The following is a 17,975-nucleotide window of genomic DNA, read 5'->3' as shown; positions in this document are numbered from 1 at the left end:
ACCGAATCGCATATTTGGAACAAAATAGGAACATCTGCCGTGAGCCTCCTGTAACCTGCCGCCTGGCGGCCCCTGCTGCCCGATCTGCCCATGCCCCATCGCCGCATTCTGTCGCTGTGGTTTCCGCGCCTTGGCGCCGAACGCATTTTGCGGGCGGAGCGCGGCGGCATTGCCGGGCCGCTGGCCGTCGTTGAGGAAGTGTCCAACACCCAGGTTATTTCTGCGTTAAACAGGGCCGCCTCGGCAGAGGGGCTGCAGGCTGGCCAGCCCTTGCGCGATGCCCATGCTATGTGCGCGGGCCTGGTGGTGCGGCCGCGCAACCGCGCGGCGGAGGCAGCGTTCCTGGCCGCGCTCAGGCGCTGGGCGGGCAAGTTCAGTCCCTGGGTGGCAGAGGCCGGGGAGGACGGGCTGACCATCGACCTCACCGGCTGCGCGCATCTGTTCGGCAGCGAGGCGGCGTTGATGGAGACCGCGGGGCAGGACTGTGCGGAGATGGGTCTGAGCGTGCGGATGGGGCTGGCCGACACCCTGGGCGCGGCCTGGGCGCTGGCGCGCTACGCAGGCGAGGAGGCGGCGCCGGAGCGGTCGGGCGATGCCATCGATCAGGAGGCGCGCGCGACCCGTGCCCGGGCGCAGAAACGCCAGAGCGTCAAGCGGCGCCACTGGACCCGGGGCGGTGCGGCGCCGCAGCTGCAGGCGGTGGTGCCGCAGCTGGGCCGGATTGCGGAAACCGGCCAGGCCTATGGCGCGCTGGCCCCGCTGCCGGTGGCGGCCTTGCGGCTGGACAGCGCCACGGTGGCGCAGCTGAACCGGCTGGGGCTCAGGCGGATCGGCGACCTGCTGGGGCAGCCGCGGGCCAGCCTGGCGCGCCGGTTCGGCCAGGGGCTGGTGTTGCGGCTGGATCAGGCGATGGGCAGCGCGCCTGAGCCGGTCTCGCCCGCGCGCAGCCCGGACCGTTTTGCGGTGCGGCTGACCCTGCCGGAGCCGATCGGGCTGATGGAGGACCTGCTGGCGGGCATTGACCGGATGCTGCCGCGGCTGTGTGCCCGGCTGGAGGCGCGCGGCAAGGGCGCCCGTGTGCTGCGGCTGGAGGCGCACCGCTGCGATCAGGCGATGGAGGCCGTGACCCTGGGCCTGGCCCGCGCCAGCCGCGAGCCTGCCCGCATCCGGCCTCTGCTGGAGATGAAGCTGGAGCAGATCGACGCCGGCTACGGCATCGACATGCTGCGGCTGGAGGTCTTGCAGGCGGAGGCCATTCACGCCCGCACTCCGGCGGGCCACATGCAGGCGGGCGCCGCAGCGCGGGCGCGGCAGGAGGATGGCGCGGCGCTGGAGGATCTGATCGGCCGGCTGGGCGCGCGGCTGGGGCTGGAGGCAATCACCCGCTGTCACCCGGCAGAGAGCCATATCCCGGAGAAAACCTTTACCGTGCAGGCGGCGGCCTGGTCGGAGCCTGCCGCCGGCGACTGGCCGCTGCCGCCGCGGCCCCGGCCGCTGCTCTTGTGGCGGCCCGAACTGGTCCATGCGCCGGATGTGCCGCAGGTGCCGGAACGCTTCCGCTGGCGCGGCCGGGACTGGGCGCTGGCAGAGGCGGAGGGGCCGGAGCGGATTGCGCCCGAGTGGTGGCTGGAAGATCCCGAGTGGCGTAGCGGCGTGCGCGATTACTGGGTGGTGGTGACGGACTGCGGCACGCGGCTGTGGCTGTTCTTTGCCCATGGCGGCGCGCTGTCGCCGGGCTGGTTCTGCCATGGGTCGTTTGCGTGACCGGGCGGCGCGGACAGTTCGGCGCGCGGCGAAGGGTTTTGCTTGGGTGTCCTTGCGCAAACCGCATAGGGTGGGGGCATGATCACACCGCGTTTCGACATTCTGGGCCAGGCCATCAGCGACGCCAGCCGCACGCAGATGCTGTGCGAACTGATGGAGGGCCGCGCCTATACCAACAAGGAGCTGGCGGCGGCGGCCGGGGTGACGCCGCAGACCGCCTCTGCCCATTTGCGGCTGCTGCAGGATGCCGGGCTGGTGGTGGCGGAAAAGCGCGGCCGCTGCGTCTACCACCGGCTGGCCGGCGCAGAGGTGGCCCATGCGCTGGAGCAACTGGCGGCAATTGCGCCTGCGGACAGCCTGCACCGTGCCCAGCAGCGCAAGGCGGGCGGGCTGGCGCAGCTGCGCAGCTGTTACGACCACCTGGCGGGCCCGCTGGCGGTGGCGATGACCCGCGCCTTCCTGGACCGCGGCATGCTGGTGGAAGAGCAGGGCGCCTTCCGCGCGGTTCCGGCCGGGGAATGGCTGAAACTGGGGGTGGTGCTGCCGGAAAAGACAGGCCGCCAGCCCTTTGCCCGGCCTTGCCTGGACTGGACCGAGCGCAAGCTGCATGTGGCGGGGCCGATGGGGCGGCAGATCCTGGATCACGCGCTGGACAGCGGCTGGGTCAAGCGGCACCGGCACAAGCGCGGGCTGCTGCTGAGCGCGCCCGGACGGGTGGCGCTGGAGCAGATCCTGGATCTGCGCTGCGGCGCGCTGGCAGCGGCCTGAGCGGGCCTGAAGCAGGCTCTGAGATGGGCGGAAACACGCCTTCCGCGCCTGTGCGCATCCTGCACCACACGAAAAATCGAACGTTAAAAGCCTTGATTTGCCCCGGAAACGGCGCAACCTTTTAACTATGAGCTTTGATCAGGTGCAGCCTTTTCCCGGATCTCCCTACCCTCAGCAAGTCGCATTTGACCGGCGGGAACTGTCGGTCATTCTTTCGTTGTACGGACGGATGGTGGCCGCCGGGGAATGGCGCGATTACGGGATTTCTTCCTTGCGTGATCTGGCAGTATTCTCCGTCTTCCGGCGCACGGCAGAGCATCCGCTCTACCGGATCGAAAAGCGCCCCAAGCTGCGCAACCGGCAGGGGCAGTATTCGGTGGTCGGCATGGACGGGCATATCCTGAAGCGCGGCACGGATCTGAAGACCGTGCTGAGGGTGCTGGAGCGCAAGCTGATCCGCTCCGTGGAGTAGCCGCGAGGATCGCGGCGGAGCGGCGACCGGAATTTTCACAAAATTCCGGCCAAAAATCTTATGAAGATTTTTTCCCGCGGCAACGGGGCCGCGTTACGCCAGCCGCTTGTGGGCGGTGACCGGGCCGTCGCCCTGCGCCGCGATCCGCTCGATTGCCGCGCCGATGGGCTCGATCGCCACTGCCATATCGTGGGCATTGGCGTGGATCAGGGTCTGTGCGTCCCGCGCCATGGCGACATGGCCTTTCCAGAACAGCAGGTCGCCGCGCTGGTAGTCCCCGGCAGGGGCTGGATCGCCCAGCTCTGCCTCCTGCATGTCGCTGTCGCCGGGGCAGGGGGTGCCGCAGGCCAAGAGCGCCGCCTGCACCAGGCCGGAGCAGTCGATGCCGAAGCGGCTGTTGCCGCCCCAGAGGTAGGGCGTGCCGAGGAAAAGCTCCGCCACCGCCACCGGATCATCGGCATGGGCGCCCAGCGGCGACAGGTGGCGGGCGGGGATGAAGCCGAGGGTGGTTTCAAGGAACCGTCCCGCGCCGCCCAGAACCTGCACCCGGCTGGCGTGGCTGAGAGCATGGGTTTCCGGCGACTTGAAATCATCGGCCGAATAGGCGTGGGTGGCCGGGGCGCTGACCCAATGGGTGGCCTCGAACGGCGCGGTCAGGGCGCTGCCGGGCACATAACCCACGTAGGAATCCTTGGCCGCCTGAAGGAAGGACCAGCCGCCGCGGTCCTCGTAGACCGTGACCGGCTCGCCGTAGACCAACTGGCGGTCGCGGGGGCCGTCCGGCGCGCGCAACAGGTCGGCGACGGCGGCACCGATGCGGGCGGCGGTGCCGTCAACACGTTCCAGCCCTTCGGGCGCGTGTGTCAGATGCGCGGCGGCGATACGGTCATTCAGGGGCAAGCGGCGGCGGTCGGCCATGAGGCTCAGAGCTCCAGCATGTCCGGCAGCGCGGCAAACAGCGCGCGGGCGCCCTGCAGCGCGCCGCCCTTGGGACGGCCCGGCGCGGCGCTGGGGGTCCAGCCGTAGATGTCGAAATGCATGTAGCGGGTCTCTCCGGCAAAGCGGCGCAGGAACAGGGCCGCGGTGATCGAGCCGGCAAAGCCGCCTGAGGGCGCGTTGTCCAGATCGGCGATGCCGGGTTCGATCATCGTCTCGTAAGGATCGTGGAAGGGCATCCGCCAGACCGGGTCGGCGGTGCGGGCGGCGCTGGCCGCAAGCGCGGCGGCGTCGCCGTCGTGATCGGTATAGAAGGGCGACAGGTCGGGGCCGACGGCGACCCGCGCTGCGCCGGTGAGGGTCGCCATCGAGATCAGCAGGTCCGGCGCGTCCTCTGCCGCCAGTGCCAGGGCGTCGGCCAGCACCAGTCGGCCCTCGGCGTCGGTATTGTTGTTCTCCACCGTCAGTCCCTTGCGCGACATCAGCACATCGCCGGGGCGGAAGGCCGCGCCGGAGACGGCATTTTCCACTGCGGGGATCAGCACCCGCAGCTGCAGCTTCAGCCCGGCAGCCATGATCATGCGGGCGAGGCCCAGCACATTGGCGGCGCCGCCCATGTCCTTTTTCATCAGCGCCATGCTGTTGCCGGGCTTCAGGTTCAGCCCGCCTGTGTCGAAGCAGACGCCCTTGCCCACCAGGGCGAGTTTCGGGCCGCTGCTGCCCCAGCGCAGGTCAATGAGCCGCGGCGCCCGGTCCGAGGCGCGGCCGACGGTGTGGATCAGCGGGAAGTTCCGGGCCAAGAGGTCTTCGCCCAGGGTGACGGAGGTTTCTGCGCCGAACTCCTGCGCGAGGGATTCGGCTGCGGCTTGAAGCTCTGCCGGGCCCATGTCGGAGGCGGGGGTGTTGATCAGGTCGCGGGTCAGGCATTCGGCAGCGGCCAGCGATTCCACGGCGGCGACCTCCACGCCTTCGGGCGCTTGCAGCGCGGCGGCTTCGCCCTTGGCGTCCTTGTAACGGTCGAATCGGTAGGCGGTTAGCAGCCAGCCGAGCGACTCGCTGGCGGCGGCCTCAGCGGGCAGGCCGGAGGCGATGCGGTAGGTGCCCGCAGGCAGTTTCTGCGCCGCTTCGGCCAGCACGAAGCGGCGGCGCGCGCGCTGGGCGGCGCTGCCGTAGCCCGCCAGGGCCATTGTGATCCCGCCATCGGCGTCCGGCACCGTCAGGGCCTGGCCGCAGGCGCCGGTGAAGCCCTGTGCCTTGGCCCAGGCCTGAACGCGCTGCGGCTGGCCCGAGAGCCAGCTGTCGAAAGCATCGCTTGCGATGACATGCACGGGACAGGCGTCCGGGCCGGGCGCGGCAAAGACTGGCGGCATCGAAAAAACTCCGGTTGCAATCATTTCTGATGCGCCAGAGTAGCCGCCGCTGCGCGGCCTGCAAGCCCCGCGGGCTGCGGAATGTCAGATCGTCATGTCCTGCTGGTCCCAGACCGCGGTCAGCGAGCGTTCGCCCACCCGCATCAGCCGGAACAGGATGGCGGCAACGGCCGGCGCGTCCTCGGCATCGATGGCCTGGGTCACGTCCTTGGCAATTGTTGCCAGCGCCGTCATGCCGATCTGTTCGGCCATCGCAATCAGCGACCGGGCGCTCTTGCGCAGGTTCATCATATCGTTCTGCCGCCACAGACGCTCGCAATGCGTCAGGCGGACTGCCATTTCCTCAATCGCCCGGCACACGACGTCCTCGGCACCGGCTTCGCCGAGCTGTTCATAGAGCGCGGAAAGTTTGTCAGGATCTAAGCGCACTGTCTCGGAGTGCATCACTGTCAGTATGTTAGCCACCACAATCACCCAATTCTTTGTACCCCCACGGCACGCTGCCCAATGTGGAAGCCAGAAGTTTTCAAAAGGTTTCCGCGGGCGGATCAAATTCCTCGAATTTTGAGACAATGCAGGGTAATACGGCCGGCAACGTGAAATGAACCGAGGATTCGACATTGGAATTTGCCAAACCTCTCCCGAGTTATCTGGTGACCCGGTACCACGGCTGGAAGGCCACATCCTATGAGGAGAACCAGGGATGGTACCGCCGTCTGGCAACCGAGGGCCAGCGGCCGCGGGCGATGGTGATCTCCTGCTGCGACAGCCGGGTGCATGTGACCTCGATCTTCGGCGCCGACCAGGGCGAGTTTTTCATTCACCGCAATATCGCCAACCTGGTGCCGCCGTTTGCGCCCGACGGCGACCACCACGGCACCTCGGCGGCGGTGGAATACGCGGTCACCGCGCTGAAGGTGTCGCATCTGATCGTGCTGGGGCATTCGCAGTGCGGCGGCGTGCAGGGCTGCATCGACATGTGCAAGGGCAACGCGCCGCAGCTGGAGGAGAAAACCAGCTTTGTCGGCCGCTGGATGGACATCCTGAAGCCCAAGTTCGGAGGTGTCGAGGATATCGAGGATCCGGTGGAGCAGGCGCGCCAGTTCGAGCGGCAGGCGGTTGTCGCCTCGCTGGAGAACCTGATGACCTTCCCGTTCATCGAATCGGCAGTGAAGGCGGGCGAGCTGAGCCTGCACGGGCTGTGGACCGATATCGGCGAGGGCGGGCTGGAATGCTATGACCCCAAGGCGGGCACTTTCGCCCCGGTCTGAGGTCAGGCCGTTTTCTTGCCGGACCCAAACGCAGCCGCCAGATTGGCGGCTGCTTGCGTATAGCCGCCCGCGGCGCCGTCGACGAAGTGGATGTGGTCGTCCTCCACCGGGGAGGGCACGATGCAGGTGACCATGGCGGCGTCCTGCTCGTGCAGGCCGAACTGCGCCAGCCCGGCCTCAGCCGCCTGCTGCAGATGCTGGCGGATGCGGTCGCGGATGGCGGGCGTGCAGTCCAGCGTCATCTTCAGCCCGTCGTCGAATTTGCGGAAATCCGAATGCGCCCGGAGCATCGACAGGTAGTGCACCGGGTCGAAGCTGCCGACGCGGCGTTTGGTGACAAAGATCAGCCCGGCCAAAGCGCTGTGGAAGAACAGCGCAAGTTTCCTCAGAACCAGCGGTGCCCGGCCGCGGGAGGCCTGGGCTTCGAGCGTCAGCCCGGCGGGCGGGAAGCGCAGCTTGGGGCCGGCCTTGGGGACCGGGTGGCCGTTGTCCTCCAGCTCTGCCGCCAGATCCAGCACTTCGGCGGCGAGCCGGGCAAAGGCCTGCGGGCCGGCGCCGGGGGCGGGCTGCGCCACCACCGACAGGATGATGCCGTGGCGGGCAGGCGTGTTGCTCCAGCGGCAGGAGAGGCCGGCCAGGTCGGGCGGAGCGGCCTGCGGCGCGGGTGCCACCGCGAAGGCGCCGGATTTCATCTGCGCTTCGGCCCAGGCCAGGCCGCCGCCGCTGAACATGGCGAAATCGGCGTGCTCCGACACCGCGTAGCGGGCGACCTGCACGTCCAGCCCCTCGGCGCGGATCGCGGCGGCCGGCAGCACTGCGGCGCGCAGGGAGATGCCGTATTCCGCCTCGGTCCAACTGCGCAGGCTGCCGAGAACGCGCTGCGCCGTGGCCTGGTGGCGGGGCGGCACCGCAAAGGACGCGCCGTCGCCGCCGAAGACATAGGGAAACGCCTCGCCCTCCAGCGCGTTGCGCATCGCGGCGATCACCGCGGCGCCGACCATGTTTACGGTCTTGTAGCGGCCCGCCTTCACCAGCCCGGTGGAATTCACGATGTCGGTGCAGCACAGGTGCCAGTCGCCGGGCAGCGGCGCAAAGACGGACGGGTCGGAGAGATCGCCGAACTCGCGGACCTTGGGGAGGGCGGCATAGAAGCTATCCGTCGTCATATGCATCTTCCCCCTGTGGCGTGATCCCGTGACCTGCCGTTTCTGTCTAAACAAATTGTGCGTCCGCGCCAAACATGCAAGCTGTGCGGCAGCAACGAAAAACGCGGGGGAGGGAAAATGCAGGCAGGGTTGATCTTATTGTGCCTGGCCTATGTGCTGAGCCAGTTTTTCCGCGCCTTCCTGGCGGTGCTGTCGGGGGTGCTGGGGCAGGATATCGGCGCGGCGCCGGATGATCTGGCGTTTGCGTCGGGCATGTGGTTCCTGTCCTTTGCGGCGATGCAGCTGCCGGTGGGCTGGGCGCTGGACCACATCGGGCCGCGGCGCAGTGCGTCGCTCCTGCTGCTGCTTGGCGGCGGCGGCGGCGCCGCGGTGTTTGCTGCCGCAACCGCGCCCTGGCATGTGGGGGCAGCCATGTTCCTGATCGGCATCGGCTGTTCGCCGGTGCTGATGGCGTCCTACTATATCTTTGCCCGCCAGTACCCGCCCGCGCGGTTTGCCACCTTGGCAGCGCTGATGCTGGGGGTGGGATCGGCCGGCAATCTGGTGGCCTCCTACCCGACGGCGCTGGCGGTGGATCTGTTCGGCTGGCGCGGCACGCTGGCGGGGCTGGCTGTTGTGTCGGCCATCGTGGCGGCGGGGATCTTTCTGACCGTCAGCGACCCGGACAAGCCGGCGGGTGAACACAAGGGGTCGGTCTTTGATCTGCTGAAGATGCCGGCGATGTGGGCGATTTTCCCGCTGATGCTGGTGGCCTATGCGCCCTCCGGCGCGCTGCGGGGGCTGTGGATCGGGCCCTTTCTGAACGATGTTTACGGGCTCAGCACCCAGCAGGTGGGGCTAGCGACGCTGGTGATGGGGGCGGCGATGATTGCAGGCACGTTTTCTTACGGGCCGCTAGACCGGATGCTGGGCACCCGCAAATGGGTGATCCTGGGCGGCAACCTGCTGGGCTGCGTGAGCTTGGGCGGGCTGATCCTGGCCACCGGGGCGCCGGTCTGGATGCCGGTGGCGATGATGGCGGCGGTGGGGTTCTTCGGCGCGTCCTTTCCGGTGATCATGGCGCACGGGCGCGCCTTTGTGCCGCCGCATCTGGCCGGGCGGGGGGTCACGCTGCTCAATCTCTTTGGCATCGGCGGGGTGGGAATCATGCAGTTCGCCACCGGGCGCCTCCACGCAAACCTGGCCGGAGCGGACCCATCCTTGCCCTATACGGGCATTTTCGCCTTCTTTTTGGTGCTTCTGGGGCTCGGCTGCGCAATTTATCTGCTCAGCCGCGACAGCATGGATTGATACAGGTCTTTAAACTTGGTCCCGGAACCATTATCACTCCCGCGCCGGCCATGGGGCCGGGCAATACTGGAGAAACAGACAAATGGGTTACCGCATCGTCGTCGTTGGCGCCACTGGCAACGTGGGCCGCGAAATGCTGAACATCCTGGCCGAGCGCCAGTTTCCTGTGGAGGAGATCGCTGCGCTGGCAAGCCGCAAATCTCTCGGCACCGAAGTCAGCTTTGGCGATAAGACACTCACTACCAAGGATCTGGACACCTTCGATTTTGCCGGCTGGGACATGGCGCTGTTTGCCATCGGCTCTGACGCGACCAAGAAATACGCGCCCAAGGCGGCCGAGGCCGGCTGCGTGGTGATCGACAACTCGTCGCTCTACCGCTACGACCCGGACATCCCGCTGATCGTGCCGGAAGTGAACCCGCAGGCGGTCCACGGCTACAAGAACAAGAACATCATCGCCAACCCCAACTGCTCCACCGCGCAGATGGTTGTGGCGCTGAAACCGCTGCACGACCGCGCCAAGATCAAGCGCGTCGTGGTTTCGACCTACCAGTCGGTGTCCGGCTCCGGCAAGGACGCGATCGATGAGCTGTGGGATCAGACCAAGGCGGTCTACAACCCCACGCAAGACGTGCCGCCGAAGGTGTACCCCAAGCAGATCGCCTTCAACGTCATTCCGCACATCGACGTCTTCATGGAAGACGGCTCGACCAAGGAAGAGTGGAAGATGGTCGCCGAGACCAAGAAGATCGTCGATCCGGCGATCAAGGTCACCGCGACCTGCGTCCGGGTGCCGGTGTTTGTCGGCCACTCCGAATCCGTGAACATTGAGTTCGAGGACTTCCTGGACGAGGACGAGGCGCGCGACATCCTGCGCGAGGCGCCCGGCATCATGGTGATCGACAAGCGCGAGGCCGGCGGCTACGTGACCCCGGTGGAATGCGTCGGCGATTTCGCCACCTTCATCAGCCGTATCCGCCAGGATTCGACCATCGAGAACGGCCTGAACCTGTGGTGCGTCAGCGACAACCTGCGCAAGGGCGCGGCGCTGAACGCGGTGCAGATTGCCGAGCTGCTGGGCCGTGAGGTCCTGAAGAAGGGCTGAGCCTTTCGCTCATCTGAACAGGGGGCCGCTTCGCAGGAAGCGGCCCTTTTCTTTTGCGTGGCTTCGGGGCGGGGCGGCGGCTAGGCTTGGCAGCGGGCGGGCAGGTTTGCCCCGCGGATATTTGTTCGAGAGATGCCAATGCGATTTTCCTTGATGGCCTTTGCCTTATCCTCATTTGCCGCGGCAGCCGCAGGCGCAGACACGATCCCCGTCAGCAGCACGGTATCGGCGGTGACGCTGTATCCCGGGCTGGCGGAAGTCACCCGCAGCGCTGCGCTGACCCTGCCGGAAGGCCGCCACCGGCTGATCCTGCAGAACGTGCCGCGGACGGCCGCGCTGGAGACCCTGCAGGTGGAGATCGCCGGCGCCCGCCGCGTCGCCACCCTGCTGCGTGAGGATTACGTGCCGCCGCGCGATGCGGATGACCCGGAGGCGGAGGCCGCCGAAGCGCGGGTGCGCGAGGTGGAGGCGCGGATTGCCGCGGTGCGCGATGAAGCTGCGGGCGCCCGGGCCGGGGTGCGGGCGGCGGAGGCCTCGATTGGGTTCCTGCAGCAGCTGGGCGCAAACGAAGGGCTGGCAGAGGCGGATGCGGCTGCGTTGAGTGAAATTGCCCGGATGATCTCCGCGGAGGCAGCGGGGGCCAGCCAGGCAGCGGTGGCGGCAGAGGCTGAGGCACGCCGGATCGAGCTGCAGCTGGAGGACCTGGAAGAGGAGCTGGCAGAGGCGCGCGCCGCCCTGGCTGCGATCACGCTGGAGGATGAGGACCGGCTGTACATCGCGGTGGATATCGACGCGGAGCAGGCGGGTGAAGGTGCCGTCAAGGTGAGCTATTACACTGCGGGTGAAGGCAATATCGGCTGGCAGCCGTCCTACGAGATGCACCTTAGCACCGTGACCGAGCAGCAGGTGATCCTGAAGCGGGCGGTGATGCTGGTGCAGGACACCGGCGAAAACTGGCAGGATGTGGCGCTGACGCTGTCGACGGCGGTGCCGGATGAGCAGGGCAGCCCCTCTGCGCTGCACCCCTGGCTGCGCCGGATCGAGGAGCCGCAGCTGCCGCGGGCGCTGAAGTCCATGGGGCAGGATGTGGCGGAGCTGTCTGCGCTGGCGGAACCGGCCGCTGCGCCTGTTTTTGCGGAGGAGGCCCGGAGCGGCTGGGGCGCTGATCTGGGCGGTGCGGCGGCGACCTACCGGTTCGGCCTGCCTGTGTCGATTGCCTCCGGCGCTGATCTGCTGCGGCTGGAAATGGACAGCCTTACCGCCAAGGCAGAGGTGCGGGCGGTGGCGGTGCCGTTGCAGGACGGGACCGCCTACCGTGTGGCGACCTTCACTAACACCTTCGGCGAGCAGCTGCTGGCCTCGGATGAGGTGCCGCGGTTTGTTGATGGCAAGCTGGTCACAGTGGAGGACTTCGCCGGGCTGGCGCCGGGGGCGGAGATGGACGCAGGGTTCGGCCCCATCGAAGGGCTTCAGTTGCGCCGCGACGTGCTGGGGCAGAGCGAGGGTGAGCAGGGGCTGATCTCACGCAGCAACGCGCAGGTGCAGAAGGTGGAGATCACAGTGGAGAACCTGACCGCGCAGGACTGGGCGGTGCGGGTGCTGGACCGTGTGCCCTATTCGCAGCAGGACGATCTGGAAATTGAGTGGAGCGCCACGCCGCGGCCCACGAAGGAAAACGTCGAGAAACAGCGCGGCATTCTGGCCTGGGATCTGGAGCTGGGTGCTGGCGAGAGTGAAACCATCCAATTGGATACCACGCTCAGCTGGCCCGAGGGCATGGTGCTGCGCTGATCTTGGCATCTCGCTTGATGGCGGAGGGAAGGCTCCCACCCGTCGTCAGGTATTGGAAATACCTTCCTCCCGTTGGGCACGGCACCGCGCATCGCGCGGTGCCGTGCCCAAACCCCCTGCCGCTGCTCTGGAAAAGCCAGGGCTGCGGCCGGGCGCGGGAGGGCTTTCTGTGCGATTTGCGGGGCGGGTCTAGTCTACCTTCCACTTGGCGGCCAGGTCGCGGGCGTTTTTGGCCAGCACCATGACGTCGATGCCGACCGCCAGGAACTGCGCGCCCATGTCGGCATAGGCCTGGGTGGCCTCATCGGTGGTGCCGAGGATGCCGGGGGCGATACCTGCGGCCTTGATGCGGGTGATAGCATCGGCAATGGCCGCGCGCACCTCCGGATGGGCGGAGTTGCCCTGGTGGCCCATGTCGGTGGACAGGTCCGCCGGGCCGATGAAGACGCCGTCGATGCCCTCGACCTGCAGGATCTCATCGAGCGCCGCCATCCCGGCGCGGTTTTCCACCTGTACCAGCAAGCAGACCTCCTGATCGGCGGTCTGGATGTACTCAGTGACCGTGCCGAACATGGTGGCGCGCGCCGCCGTGGCGCCGACGCCGCGCACGCCCTTGGGCGGGTAGCGGCAGGCGCGGACCAGCTCGCGGGCCTGTTCTGCGCTTTCCACGATCGGCACCAGCACCGTCTGGGCGCCCGCGTCCAGCACCTGTTTGATCATCCAGGTCTCGCCCACCGGCACCCGCACCACAGGATGGCTGGGGGAGGCCGCCAGCGCGATCAGCTGGTCGCGGATCGAGCGGATGTCGTTGGGCGCATGCTCGCCGTCGATCACCAGCCAGTCGAAGCCGCAGGTGCCCATGATCTCGGCGATCTGGCCGTCGGCGAAGCTCATCCAGCAGCCGATCTGGCGTTTGCCCTGTGACAGAGCCTGTTTGAAGGTGTTCCTGGGTGCGGGCATTGGCGGGGCCTCCTGTCAGGCGAAATTGATGGATACGGAGCCGAAGGGGCCGAAATCTGCGGCGATCTCCGTGCCCGGCGGGCATTCGATGGGGCGGATGAAAGAGCCCGAGAGCACGATATCCCCGGCCTCGATCTGTTGTCCATATTCGGCCATCCGCCGCGCCAGCCACAGGACCGAGGTGACGGGATCATTCAGAACGCCGGCGCCGAGGCCGGTTTCCTCCACCGTGCCGTTGCGGGCGGCGATGGCGCCCACCCAGCGCAGGTCGTGAGCATCCACGGCGTGGCGCTCCGCCCCCAGCACCACGCCTGCATTGGCGGCATTGTCGCTGATGGTGTCGGTGATGATGCGGGCCTGGCCGGTTGCCGGATCGGCCCGCAGGATGCGGGTGTCGAGGATCTCCAGCGAGGGCGCCACAGAACCCGTTGCGGCCAGCACGTCCGCGCGGGTGCACTCGGCGCCTGCGAGGGGGGATTTCATCACGAAGGCGATCTCCGCCTCCACCCGCGGCTGGATGAAACGGCCTGCGGGGACGGTGCTGCCGTTCTCAAACGCCATGTCGTCGAGCAGCACGCCGCTGTCGGGGGTGGTGATGTTCAGCGCCTGCTGCATGGCGCGGCTGGTGAGGCCGATTTTCCAGCCGATTTTCTTGCGGCCGGAGGCCAGCTTTTGCCTTATCAGAGCCTGTTGCACCGCATAGGCATCGTCCAGCGTCATGCCGGGATAGGCCAGGGAAAGCAGGCCGCATTGCTGGCCGGTTTGCTCGGCTTTGAACAGCCGGTCAGCGGCTTCCTGATGTTGCTCCGGGGTCATGCCTCTCCCCCGCTGAACTCATCCTCAACCGTGTTGCGTAAGGTTCCGATGCCTTCGACCTCGACCTCGACCACGTCACCGGGTTTCAGGTACTTCGGCGGGTCGAAGCGGGCGCCGGCGCCGGTGGGGGTGCCGGTGATGATCACGTCACCCGGCTGCAGGGTGGTGAAGGTGGAGATATAGGCGATCTCCTCGCGGATCGGGAACATCATGCGCGCCAGGGTGTCATCCTGGCGGACCTCTCCGTTCACGCGGGTGAGGATGCGGGCGTCATCCAGCTGGGCGGCGTTTGTGAAGGGCACCAGCCACGGGCCGATCGAGCCAGAGTTGTCCCAGTTCTTGCCTTGGGTCACGTTGAACTTGGCGTGGCGGACCCAGTCGCGGATGGTGCCCTCGTTACAAAGCGTCAGCGCCGCGATGTGGTTGTAGGCGTGCTCGGGGCTGATCCGGCGGCCTGCCTTGCCGATCACCACGGCGACCTCGCCCTCGTAATCCAGGGTGTGGTTTTCCGGCGGGCGGATCAGCGGGCGCTCTGCCCCGGTGAAGGAGCGCGGGAAACGGGGGAACAGGGACATGTGCTTGGGCTGGGAAGAGCCGTCCTTGTACTCCGCGTTGCGGTCCGGGAAGTTGACGCCGACGCAGATGATTTTTTCCGGGTTGGGGATGGGGATCTCATAGGTGAAATCCGTGTGGGTGACAGGTTGGCCTTTGGCGGCTTCTGCCAGTGCGGGCAGGCCGTCTGCCGCGATAACCTCGCGCAGGGTGGGCCAGTCCGGGAACTGCGGCGACAGGGCGATCATGCCGGCGTCCGTCACCGCGCCATAGAAGACCTCGCCGTCAGCGGAGTAGGTGGCAAAGCGCGTCATTGCAGGCTCCTTGCGATTTCGGTGATAACATCGAAGGCCATCATCACGTCTGCCTCAGTTGTTTCGAACTGGCCTGCCTGGAAGCGGATCACCAGTTCTCCGTCGAGGCGGGTCTGGGTCAGGTAGATGCGGCCGTCATCGTTGATTGTGTTGACTAGCCGCAGGTTCAGATCGTCCAGATCCGCGGCTCCTTCGGGCGCATAGCGGAACGACCAGAGCGACCACATCGGCGCGCTGGTGATCTCGAAATCAGGCTCTGACTGGAGCTTTTCGTGCAGCTGGTTTGACCAGTTGATGTGATTGCGCAGCCGCTGGCGCAGGCCCTCCAGCCCGTAGGTGCGGATCAGGAACCAGATCTTGAGCGCGCGGAAGCGGCGGCCCAGCGGCACCGACCATTCGGAATAGTTGATGATGCCGTCATGGCCGTGGGTCTTGAGGTACTCGGGGCTGATGGCAAGGGTCTGGACCAGATCATCCGGGTTCTTCAGGAAGTGCGCGGAGCAGTCGAACTGCACGCCGAGCCATTTGTGCGGGTTGAAGACGATGCTGTCGGCGCGTTCCACCCCCGGCCAGTAGTGGCGGTATTCCGGGCAGATCATCGCGGAGCCTGCCCAGGCGGCGTCCACATGGGTGTAGAGGCCGTACTTCTCGGCCACGTCCAGCACTTGATCCACCGGGTCGGTGGCGCCGACGCCGGTGCCGCCGACGCAGAGGATGACGCCTGCGGGCTGATGGCCTGCGGCGAGGTCGGATTGGATTGCGGCCTCCAGCGCGTCAGGGTCCATGCCGCGCCAGTCGCCTTTTATGGGGATGCGGATCAGGTTTTGCTGGCCGATGCCCGCGACCCAGATGGCGCGGTCGATGGAGGTGTGAACCTCGGACGAACAGTATATGCGCAGCGCTTTCTGGCCGAACAGGCCCTGCTGGTTGCCCTGCCAGTTCAGCGCTTTCTCCCGCATGGTCAGGACGGCGGCGAGGGTGGCGGAGGACGCGGAGTCCTGGATGACGCCCTGGAACTGGTCGGGCAGGTCCAGCGCTTGGCGCAGCCAGTCCATCATTCGGGTTTCCATCTCGGTCGCCGCCGGCGAGGTCTGCCACAGCATGCATTGCGGGGCGATGGCGGAGGTCAGGAATTCGGCCAGCACCGAGGGCGCGGCAGCGTTGGAGGTGAAATAGGCAAAGAAGCGCGGGTGCTGCCAATGGGTGATGCCGGGCATCACGATGTCCTCGAAATCGCAGAAGATCGCCTCCATCCCCTCGCCGGCCTCGGGCGGGGTTTGGGGCAGGGCGTTCAGCACCTCGCCGGGTTCTGTTCTGGCGCGCACTGGGCGGTCGCCGACGGTCAGGTGATAGTCCTGCGTCCAGTCCGCGACCCGGCGGCCCCATTCGGAGAATTCATCCCATTTCATTTTTTCTTACCTTACTTCTACCGGGGCGCGAAGCGGCCCGGATCGCGCCCGACCCGCCCCCCAGGGCGGGCGCGATTGCGCCCACCCTCGGGACGGTCGCGATCCTGATGTTTAGGGTGCAATAATCGGCTGTGCGTTCAAGGCGCTGGGTTTCGGGGTGGTACCTTCGAAAATGGAGCCTTCCTCGAACCAGCTGCGCGGCGCCGGGGCGCCCCAGAGGGTTTGGCGCTGCGGGTCGGTGAGCGACCACTTGATCGGTTCCAGATCCGGGTCGACGGTCTGGTAGTCGGAGCAATAGATCTCGATCCGGTGGCCGTCCGGGTCACGCACATAGAGGAAGAAGGCGTTGGAGATGCCGTGGCGGCCGGGGCCGCGCTCGATGTTGCCGACGTAGCCGGTGGTCGACATCAGATCGAGCAGATCGATGATGTTCATCGGGTTCGGCACCCAGAAGGCAGTGTGGTGCAGGCGGGGGCCGAGGCCATTGGTGAAGGCCACGTCGTGCACGCCGCCCTTGCGGTGCATCCAGGCGGCCCAGACCTTGCCGCTTTCGTCATCCTCGGTGAATTCGGTGACGCGGAAGCCCATCTCGTTATAGAAGGCGACCGCGCCGTCCACATCCGCGCTGAACATGTTGAAATGGTCGATGCGCAGCGGTTTTACCCCATTATAGAGCCTGTATTTCTGGTGGATCGGCTCCAGCCGCTCCATTTTCACATAGAACTCCAGCGGGATGCCCCAGGGGTCGCGGGTGCGTAAGGTTTTGCCCATGTGCGGACGCTCGATCCATTCCACCGGCAGGTCCTTGGAGGCGAAGAACTCCGCTGCCTTGTCCAGGTCGGGCGCGTCATAGAGCTTGAAGCCCAGAACCCCGACTGAGGCCGTATCCGCCTGAACCAGAACGATGCAGTGGTGGCCGCGTTCCTCCATCGCGCGCAAGTAAATGCGCTCGCTGTCTTCATGCGTCACCTGCAGGCCGAGGGTATCCACATAGAAGGCGCGGGAGGCGGCGAGGTCGGTGACGGTGTATTCCACATGGGAAAGCCGCACGATGTTGAAAGGCGGATAGAGGTTCGGGGCGGGGACGGGCATTGGGGGTCTCCTTTTACTGAACCGGGAAGATCACGTTGGTCTGGCCGGTGCCGGAACTGGGGAAATACTCGGTGATCACTTCGCACGGGGCATCATAGCTGTCCCAGCCGAGCGCGCCGTAGAGCATGGCGGTGTCGTGCATGGACCCCTCGCCGCAGCAGAACTCGGCGTATTCGCCGAGCATTTTCAGGAAGGTGGCGTGGTCGCCCTTCTGCCACAGTTCCAGCACCCGCAAGTCCATCTGACGGTTGAACTCGGAGCTGATGGTGAAGGTGCCGTTGTTGGCGGCATAGTCCTTGTTCGCCCAGATCTTGTGGCTGAGCGAGCCGGAGGCGACCAGCAGCACCTTGCTGTCCGAGGCTTCGACTGCTTCGCGGATGGCCTCACCGATCACCCGGCTTTCGCCGTGGTCATGGACGGTGCACCAGGCGGCGATAGAGACCACTTTGAAGTCGCCCTCGCGGCTCATGAAGCGCATCGGCACCAGGGTGCCGTATTCCAGTTCCAGCGAGTCGAGCTGGTGCGACAGGGTGTAGACGCCCTTGTCCGACGCCGCTGCCGCGATGGCATCGCCCAGGGCCGGGTTGCCCTCGTACTCATAGGGCAGGTTCTGGATGAACTGCGGGAATTCGTTGGAGGTGAACAGGCCCTTGAAGCGGCTGTTGGCGTTGATGTGGTAGCCGGCGTTGATCACCCAGTGGGTGTCGCAGATCACGATGGTGTCGGCGCCGAGCGCCTTGGCGCGGCGGGCGATTTCCCGGTGGCCGTCGATGGCGGGCTTGCGGGCGCCCTCCAGCCGGCCGGGCTGTTCCGACATCAGCATGGTGGGAACATGGGTGCATTTGGCGGCGAGAACGATTTCTCCCATGGTCTTCTCCTCAAAGACTGGTTGCGCGTTT

Annotated in this window: 17 protein-coding genes; 7 read left to right on the top strand and 10 right to left on the bottom strand. The window is 66.6% G+C overall.

The window, feature by feature from the left end; genetic code table 11:
• The first annotated feature begins 90 nt into the window (after positions 1-90).
• From AB1A62_RS15105 to AB1A62_RS15095, 3 genes are all read left to right on the top strand, one after another.
• On the top strand, positions 91-1,764 hold the full coding sequence (locus AB1A62_RS15105) for a DNA polymerase Y family protein (protein WP_366662280.1): 1,674 nt from the start codon (positions 91-93) through the stop codon (positions 1,762-1,764).
• A 78-nt stretch (positions 1,765-1,842) separates the two neighbouring features.
• Positions 1,843-2,532 (top strand): metalloregulator ArsR/SmtB family transcription factor, encoded by a 690-nt coding sequence (locus AB1A62_RS15100; protein ID WP_366662279.1) that lies wholly within the window; start codon positions 1,843-1,845, stop codon positions 2,530-2,532.
• A gap of 127 nt (positions 2,533-2,659) precedes the next feature.
• Positions 2,660-3,004 carry a DUF2794 domain-containing protein gene (locus AB1A62_RS15095; protein ID WP_174148746.1) on the top strand — a complete coding sequence of 115 codons (345 nt, stop codon included), beginning with the start codon at positions 2,660-2,662 and terminating at the stop codon, positions 3,002-3,004.
• A gap of 93 nt (positions 3,005-3,097) precedes the next feature.
• Here AB1A62_RS15095 and AB1A62_RS15090 read toward each other — a convergent pair whose 3' ends face one another.
• The 3 genes from AB1A62_RS15090 to AB1A62_RS15080 all read right to left on the bottom strand — a co-directional run bounded on the left by AB1A62_RS15090 (position 3,098) and on the right by AB1A62_RS15080 (position 5,754).
• Positions 3,098-3,922 (bottom strand): NlpC/P60 family protein, encoded by an 825-nt coding sequence (locus tag AB1A62_RS15090; RefSeq protein WP_366662278.1) that lies wholly within the window; start codon positions 3,920-3,922, stop codon positions 3,098-3,100.
• Between the two features lie 5 nt (positions 3,923-3,927).
• Positions 3,928-5,310 carry a leucyl aminopeptidase family protein gene (locus AB1A62_RS15085; protein WP_366662277.1) on the bottom strand — a complete coding sequence of 461 codons (1,383 nt, stop codon included), beginning with the start codon at positions 5,308-5,310 and terminating at the stop codon, positions 3,928-3,930.
• 84 nt (positions 5,311-5,394) lie between these two features.
• Positions 5,395-5,754: a hypothetical protein gene (locus AB1A62_RS15080; RefSeq protein ID WP_366662349.1), complete on the bottom strand. Its 360-nt coding sequence runs from the start codon at positions 5,752-5,754 to the stop codon at positions 5,395-5,397.
• A gap of 176 nt (positions 5,755-5,930) precedes the next feature.
• Here AB1A62_RS15080 and AB1A62_RS15075 point away from each other — a divergent pair, with 176 nt between their 5' ends.
• A complete protein-coding gene (locus AB1A62_RS15075; RefSeq protein ID WP_174148748.1) occupies positions 5,931-6,581 on the top strand; it encodes a carbonic anhydrase in 651 nt (216 codons plus the stop codon).
• A gap of 2 nt (positions 6,582-6,583) precedes the next feature.
• On the opposite strand, the gene AB1A62_RS15070 is transcribed toward AB1A62_RS15075, so the two are convergent.
• Positions 6,584-7,747, bottom strand: a complete 1,164-nt coding sequence (locus AB1A62_RS15070) for a DUF3095 domain-containing protein (RefSeq protein WP_366662276.1) — start codon at positions 7,745-7,747, stop codon at positions 6,584-6,586.
• A gap of 117 nt (positions 7,748-7,864) precedes the next feature.
• Here AB1A62_RS15070 and AB1A62_RS15065 point away from each other — a divergent pair, with 117 nt between their 5' ends.
• The 3 genes from AB1A62_RS15065 (at position 7,865) to AB1A62_RS15055 (ending at position 11,933) form a co-directional block, all read left to right on the top strand.
• The gene (locus AB1A62_RS15065) at positions 7,865-9,037 is read left to right on the top strand and encodes an MFS transporter (protein ID WP_366662275.1); all 1,173 of its coding nucleotides are present in this window, start codon (positions 7,865-7,867) and stop codon (positions 9,035-9,037) included.
• An 82-nt stretch (positions 9,038-9,119) separates the two neighbouring features.
• Complete coding sequence (locus AB1A62_RS15060) at positions 9,120-10,142, top strand: aspartate-semialdehyde dehydrogenase (protein WP_366662274.1); 1,023 nt, start codon at positions 9,120-9,122, stop codon at positions 10,140-10,142.
• 138 nt (positions 10,143-10,280) lie between these two features.
• Positions 10,281-11,933 carry a DUF4139 domain-containing protein gene (locus AB1A62_RS15055; protein ID WP_366662273.1) on the top strand — a complete coding sequence of 551 codons (1,653 nt, stop codon included), beginning with the start codon at positions 10,281-10,283 and terminating at the stop codon, positions 11,931-11,933.
• Positions 11,934-12,122: 189 nt separating this feature from the next.
• On the opposite strand, the gene AB1A62_RS15050 is transcribed toward AB1A62_RS15055, so the two are convergent.
• From AB1A62_RS15050 to hpaD (AB1A62_RS15025), 6 genes are all read right to left on the bottom strand, one after another.
• Complete coding sequence (locus AB1A62_RS15050) at positions 12,123-12,893, bottom strand: HpcH/HpaI aldolase/citrate lyase family protein (RefSeq protein ID WP_366662272.1); 771 nt, start codon at positions 12,891-12,893, stop codon at positions 12,123-12,125.
• A gap of 15 nt (positions 12,894-12,908) precedes the next feature.
• Positions 12,909-13,709 carry a 2-oxo-hept-4-ene-1,7-dioate hydratase gene (gene hpaH, locus AB1A62_RS15045; protein WP_366662271.1) on the bottom strand — a complete coding sequence of 267 codons (801 nt, stop codon included), beginning with the start codon at positions 13,707-13,709 and terminating at the stop codon, positions 12,909-12,911.
• Positions 13,706-14,575 carry a fumarylacetoacetate hydrolase family protein gene (locus AB1A62_RS15040; RefSeq protein ID WP_366662270.1) on the bottom strand — a complete coding sequence of 290 codons (870 nt, stop codon included), beginning with the start codon at positions 14,573-14,575 and terminating at the stop codon, positions 13,706-13,708. Before AB1A62_RS15040 ends, hpaH begins: the two co-directional genes overlap by 4 nt.
• The gene (locus AB1A62_RS15035; RefSeq protein WP_366662269.1) at positions 14,572-15,984 is read right to left on the bottom strand and encodes a pyridoxal-dependent decarboxylase; all 1,413 of its coding nucleotides are present in this window, start codon (positions 15,982-15,984) and stop codon (positions 14,572-14,574) included. Before AB1A62_RS15035 ends, AB1A62_RS15040 begins: the two co-directional genes overlap by 4 nt.
• A 111-nt stretch (positions 15,985-16,095) precedes the next feature.
• Positions 16,096-17,076 carry a 3,4-dihydroxyphenylacetate 2,3-dioxygenase gene (hpaD, locus tag AB1A62_RS15030; protein WP_366662268.1) on the bottom strand — a complete coding sequence of 327 codons (981 nt, stop codon included), beginning with the start codon at positions 17,074-17,076 and terminating at the stop codon, positions 16,096-16,098.
• Positions 17,077-17,089: 13 nt separating this feature from the next.
• A complete protein-coding gene (gene hpaD, locus AB1A62_RS15025; RefSeq protein ID WP_366662267.1) occupies positions 17,090-17,944 on the bottom strand; it encodes a 3,4-dihydroxyphenylacetate 2,3-dioxygenase in 855 nt (284 codons plus the stop codon).
• Positions 17,945-17,975: the final 31 nt, after the last annotated feature.

Source organism: Leisingera sp. JC11 (assembly GCF_040704725.1).
Lineage (GTDB): Bacteria > Pseudomonadota > Alphaproteobacteria > Rhodobacterales > Rhodobacteraceae > Leisingera.
Note: the sequence above shows the minus strand (reverse complement) of the source record. Positions and strands in the feature narration are given on the sequence as shown.

Coding starts and splice junctions, on each gene's coding strand:
- hpaD (WP_366662268.1), bottom strand. CDS start 17,076: ATGCCCGTCCCCGCCCCGAACCTCTATCCGCCTTTCAACATCGTGCGG.
- AB1A62_RS15105 (WP_366662280.1), top strand. CDS start 91: ATGCCCCATCGCCGCATTCTGTCGCTGTGGTTTCCGCGCCTTGGCGCC.
- AB1A62_RS15070 (WP_366662276.1), bottom strand. CDS start 7,747: ATGACGACGGATAGCTTCTATGCCGCCCTCCCCAAGGTCCGCGAGTTC.
- AB1A62_RS15055 (WP_366662273.1), top strand. CDS start 10,281: ATGCGATTTTCCTTGATGGCCTTTGCCTTATCCTCATTTGCCGCGGCA.
- AB1A62_RS15085 (WP_366662277.1), bottom strand. CDS start 5,310: ATGCCGCCAGTCTTTGCCGCGCCCGGCCCGGACGCCTGTCCCGTGCAT.
- AB1A62_RS15050 (WP_366662272.1), bottom strand. CDS start 12,893: ATGCCCGCACCCAGGAACACCTTCAAACAGGCTCTGTCACAGGGCAAA.
- AB1A62_RS15100 (WP_366662279.1), top strand. CDS start 1,843: ATGATCACACCGCGTTTCGACATTCTGGGCCAGGCCATCAGCGACGCC.
- AB1A62_RS15095 (WP_174148746.1), top strand. CDS start 2,660: ATGAGCTTTGATCAGGTGCAGCCTTTTCCCGGATCTCCCTACCCTCAG.
- AB1A62_RS15065 (WP_366662275.1), top strand. CDS start 7,865: ATGCAGGCAGGGTTGATCTTATTGTGCCTGGCCTATGTGCTGAGCCAG.
- AB1A62_RS15090 (WP_366662278.1), bottom strand. CDS start 3,922: ATGGCCGACCGCCGCCGCTTGCCCCTGAATGACCGTATCGCCGCCGCG.
- AB1A62_RS15080 (WP_366662349.1), bottom strand. CDS start 5,754: ATGCACTCCGAGACAGTGCGCTTAGATCCTGACAAACTTTCCGCGCTC.
- AB1A62_RS15040 (WP_366662270.1), bottom strand. CDS start 14,575: ATGACGCGCTTTGCCACCTACTCCGCTGACGGCGAGGTCTTCTATGGC.
- hpaD (WP_366662267.1), bottom strand. CDS start 17,944: ATGGGAGAAATCGTTCTCGCCGCCAAATGCACCCATGTTCCCACCATG.
- hpaH (WP_366662271.1), bottom strand. CDS start 13,709: ATGACCCCGGAGCAACATCAGGAAGCCGCTGACCGGCTGTTCAAAGCC.
- AB1A62_RS15035 (WP_366662269.1), bottom strand. CDS start 15,984: ATGAAATGGGATGAATTCTCCGAATGGGGCCGCCGGGTCGCGGACTGG.
- AB1A62_RS15060 (WP_366662274.1), top strand. CDS start 9,120: ATGGGTTACCGCATCGTCGTCGTTGGCGCCACTGGCAACGTGGGCCGC.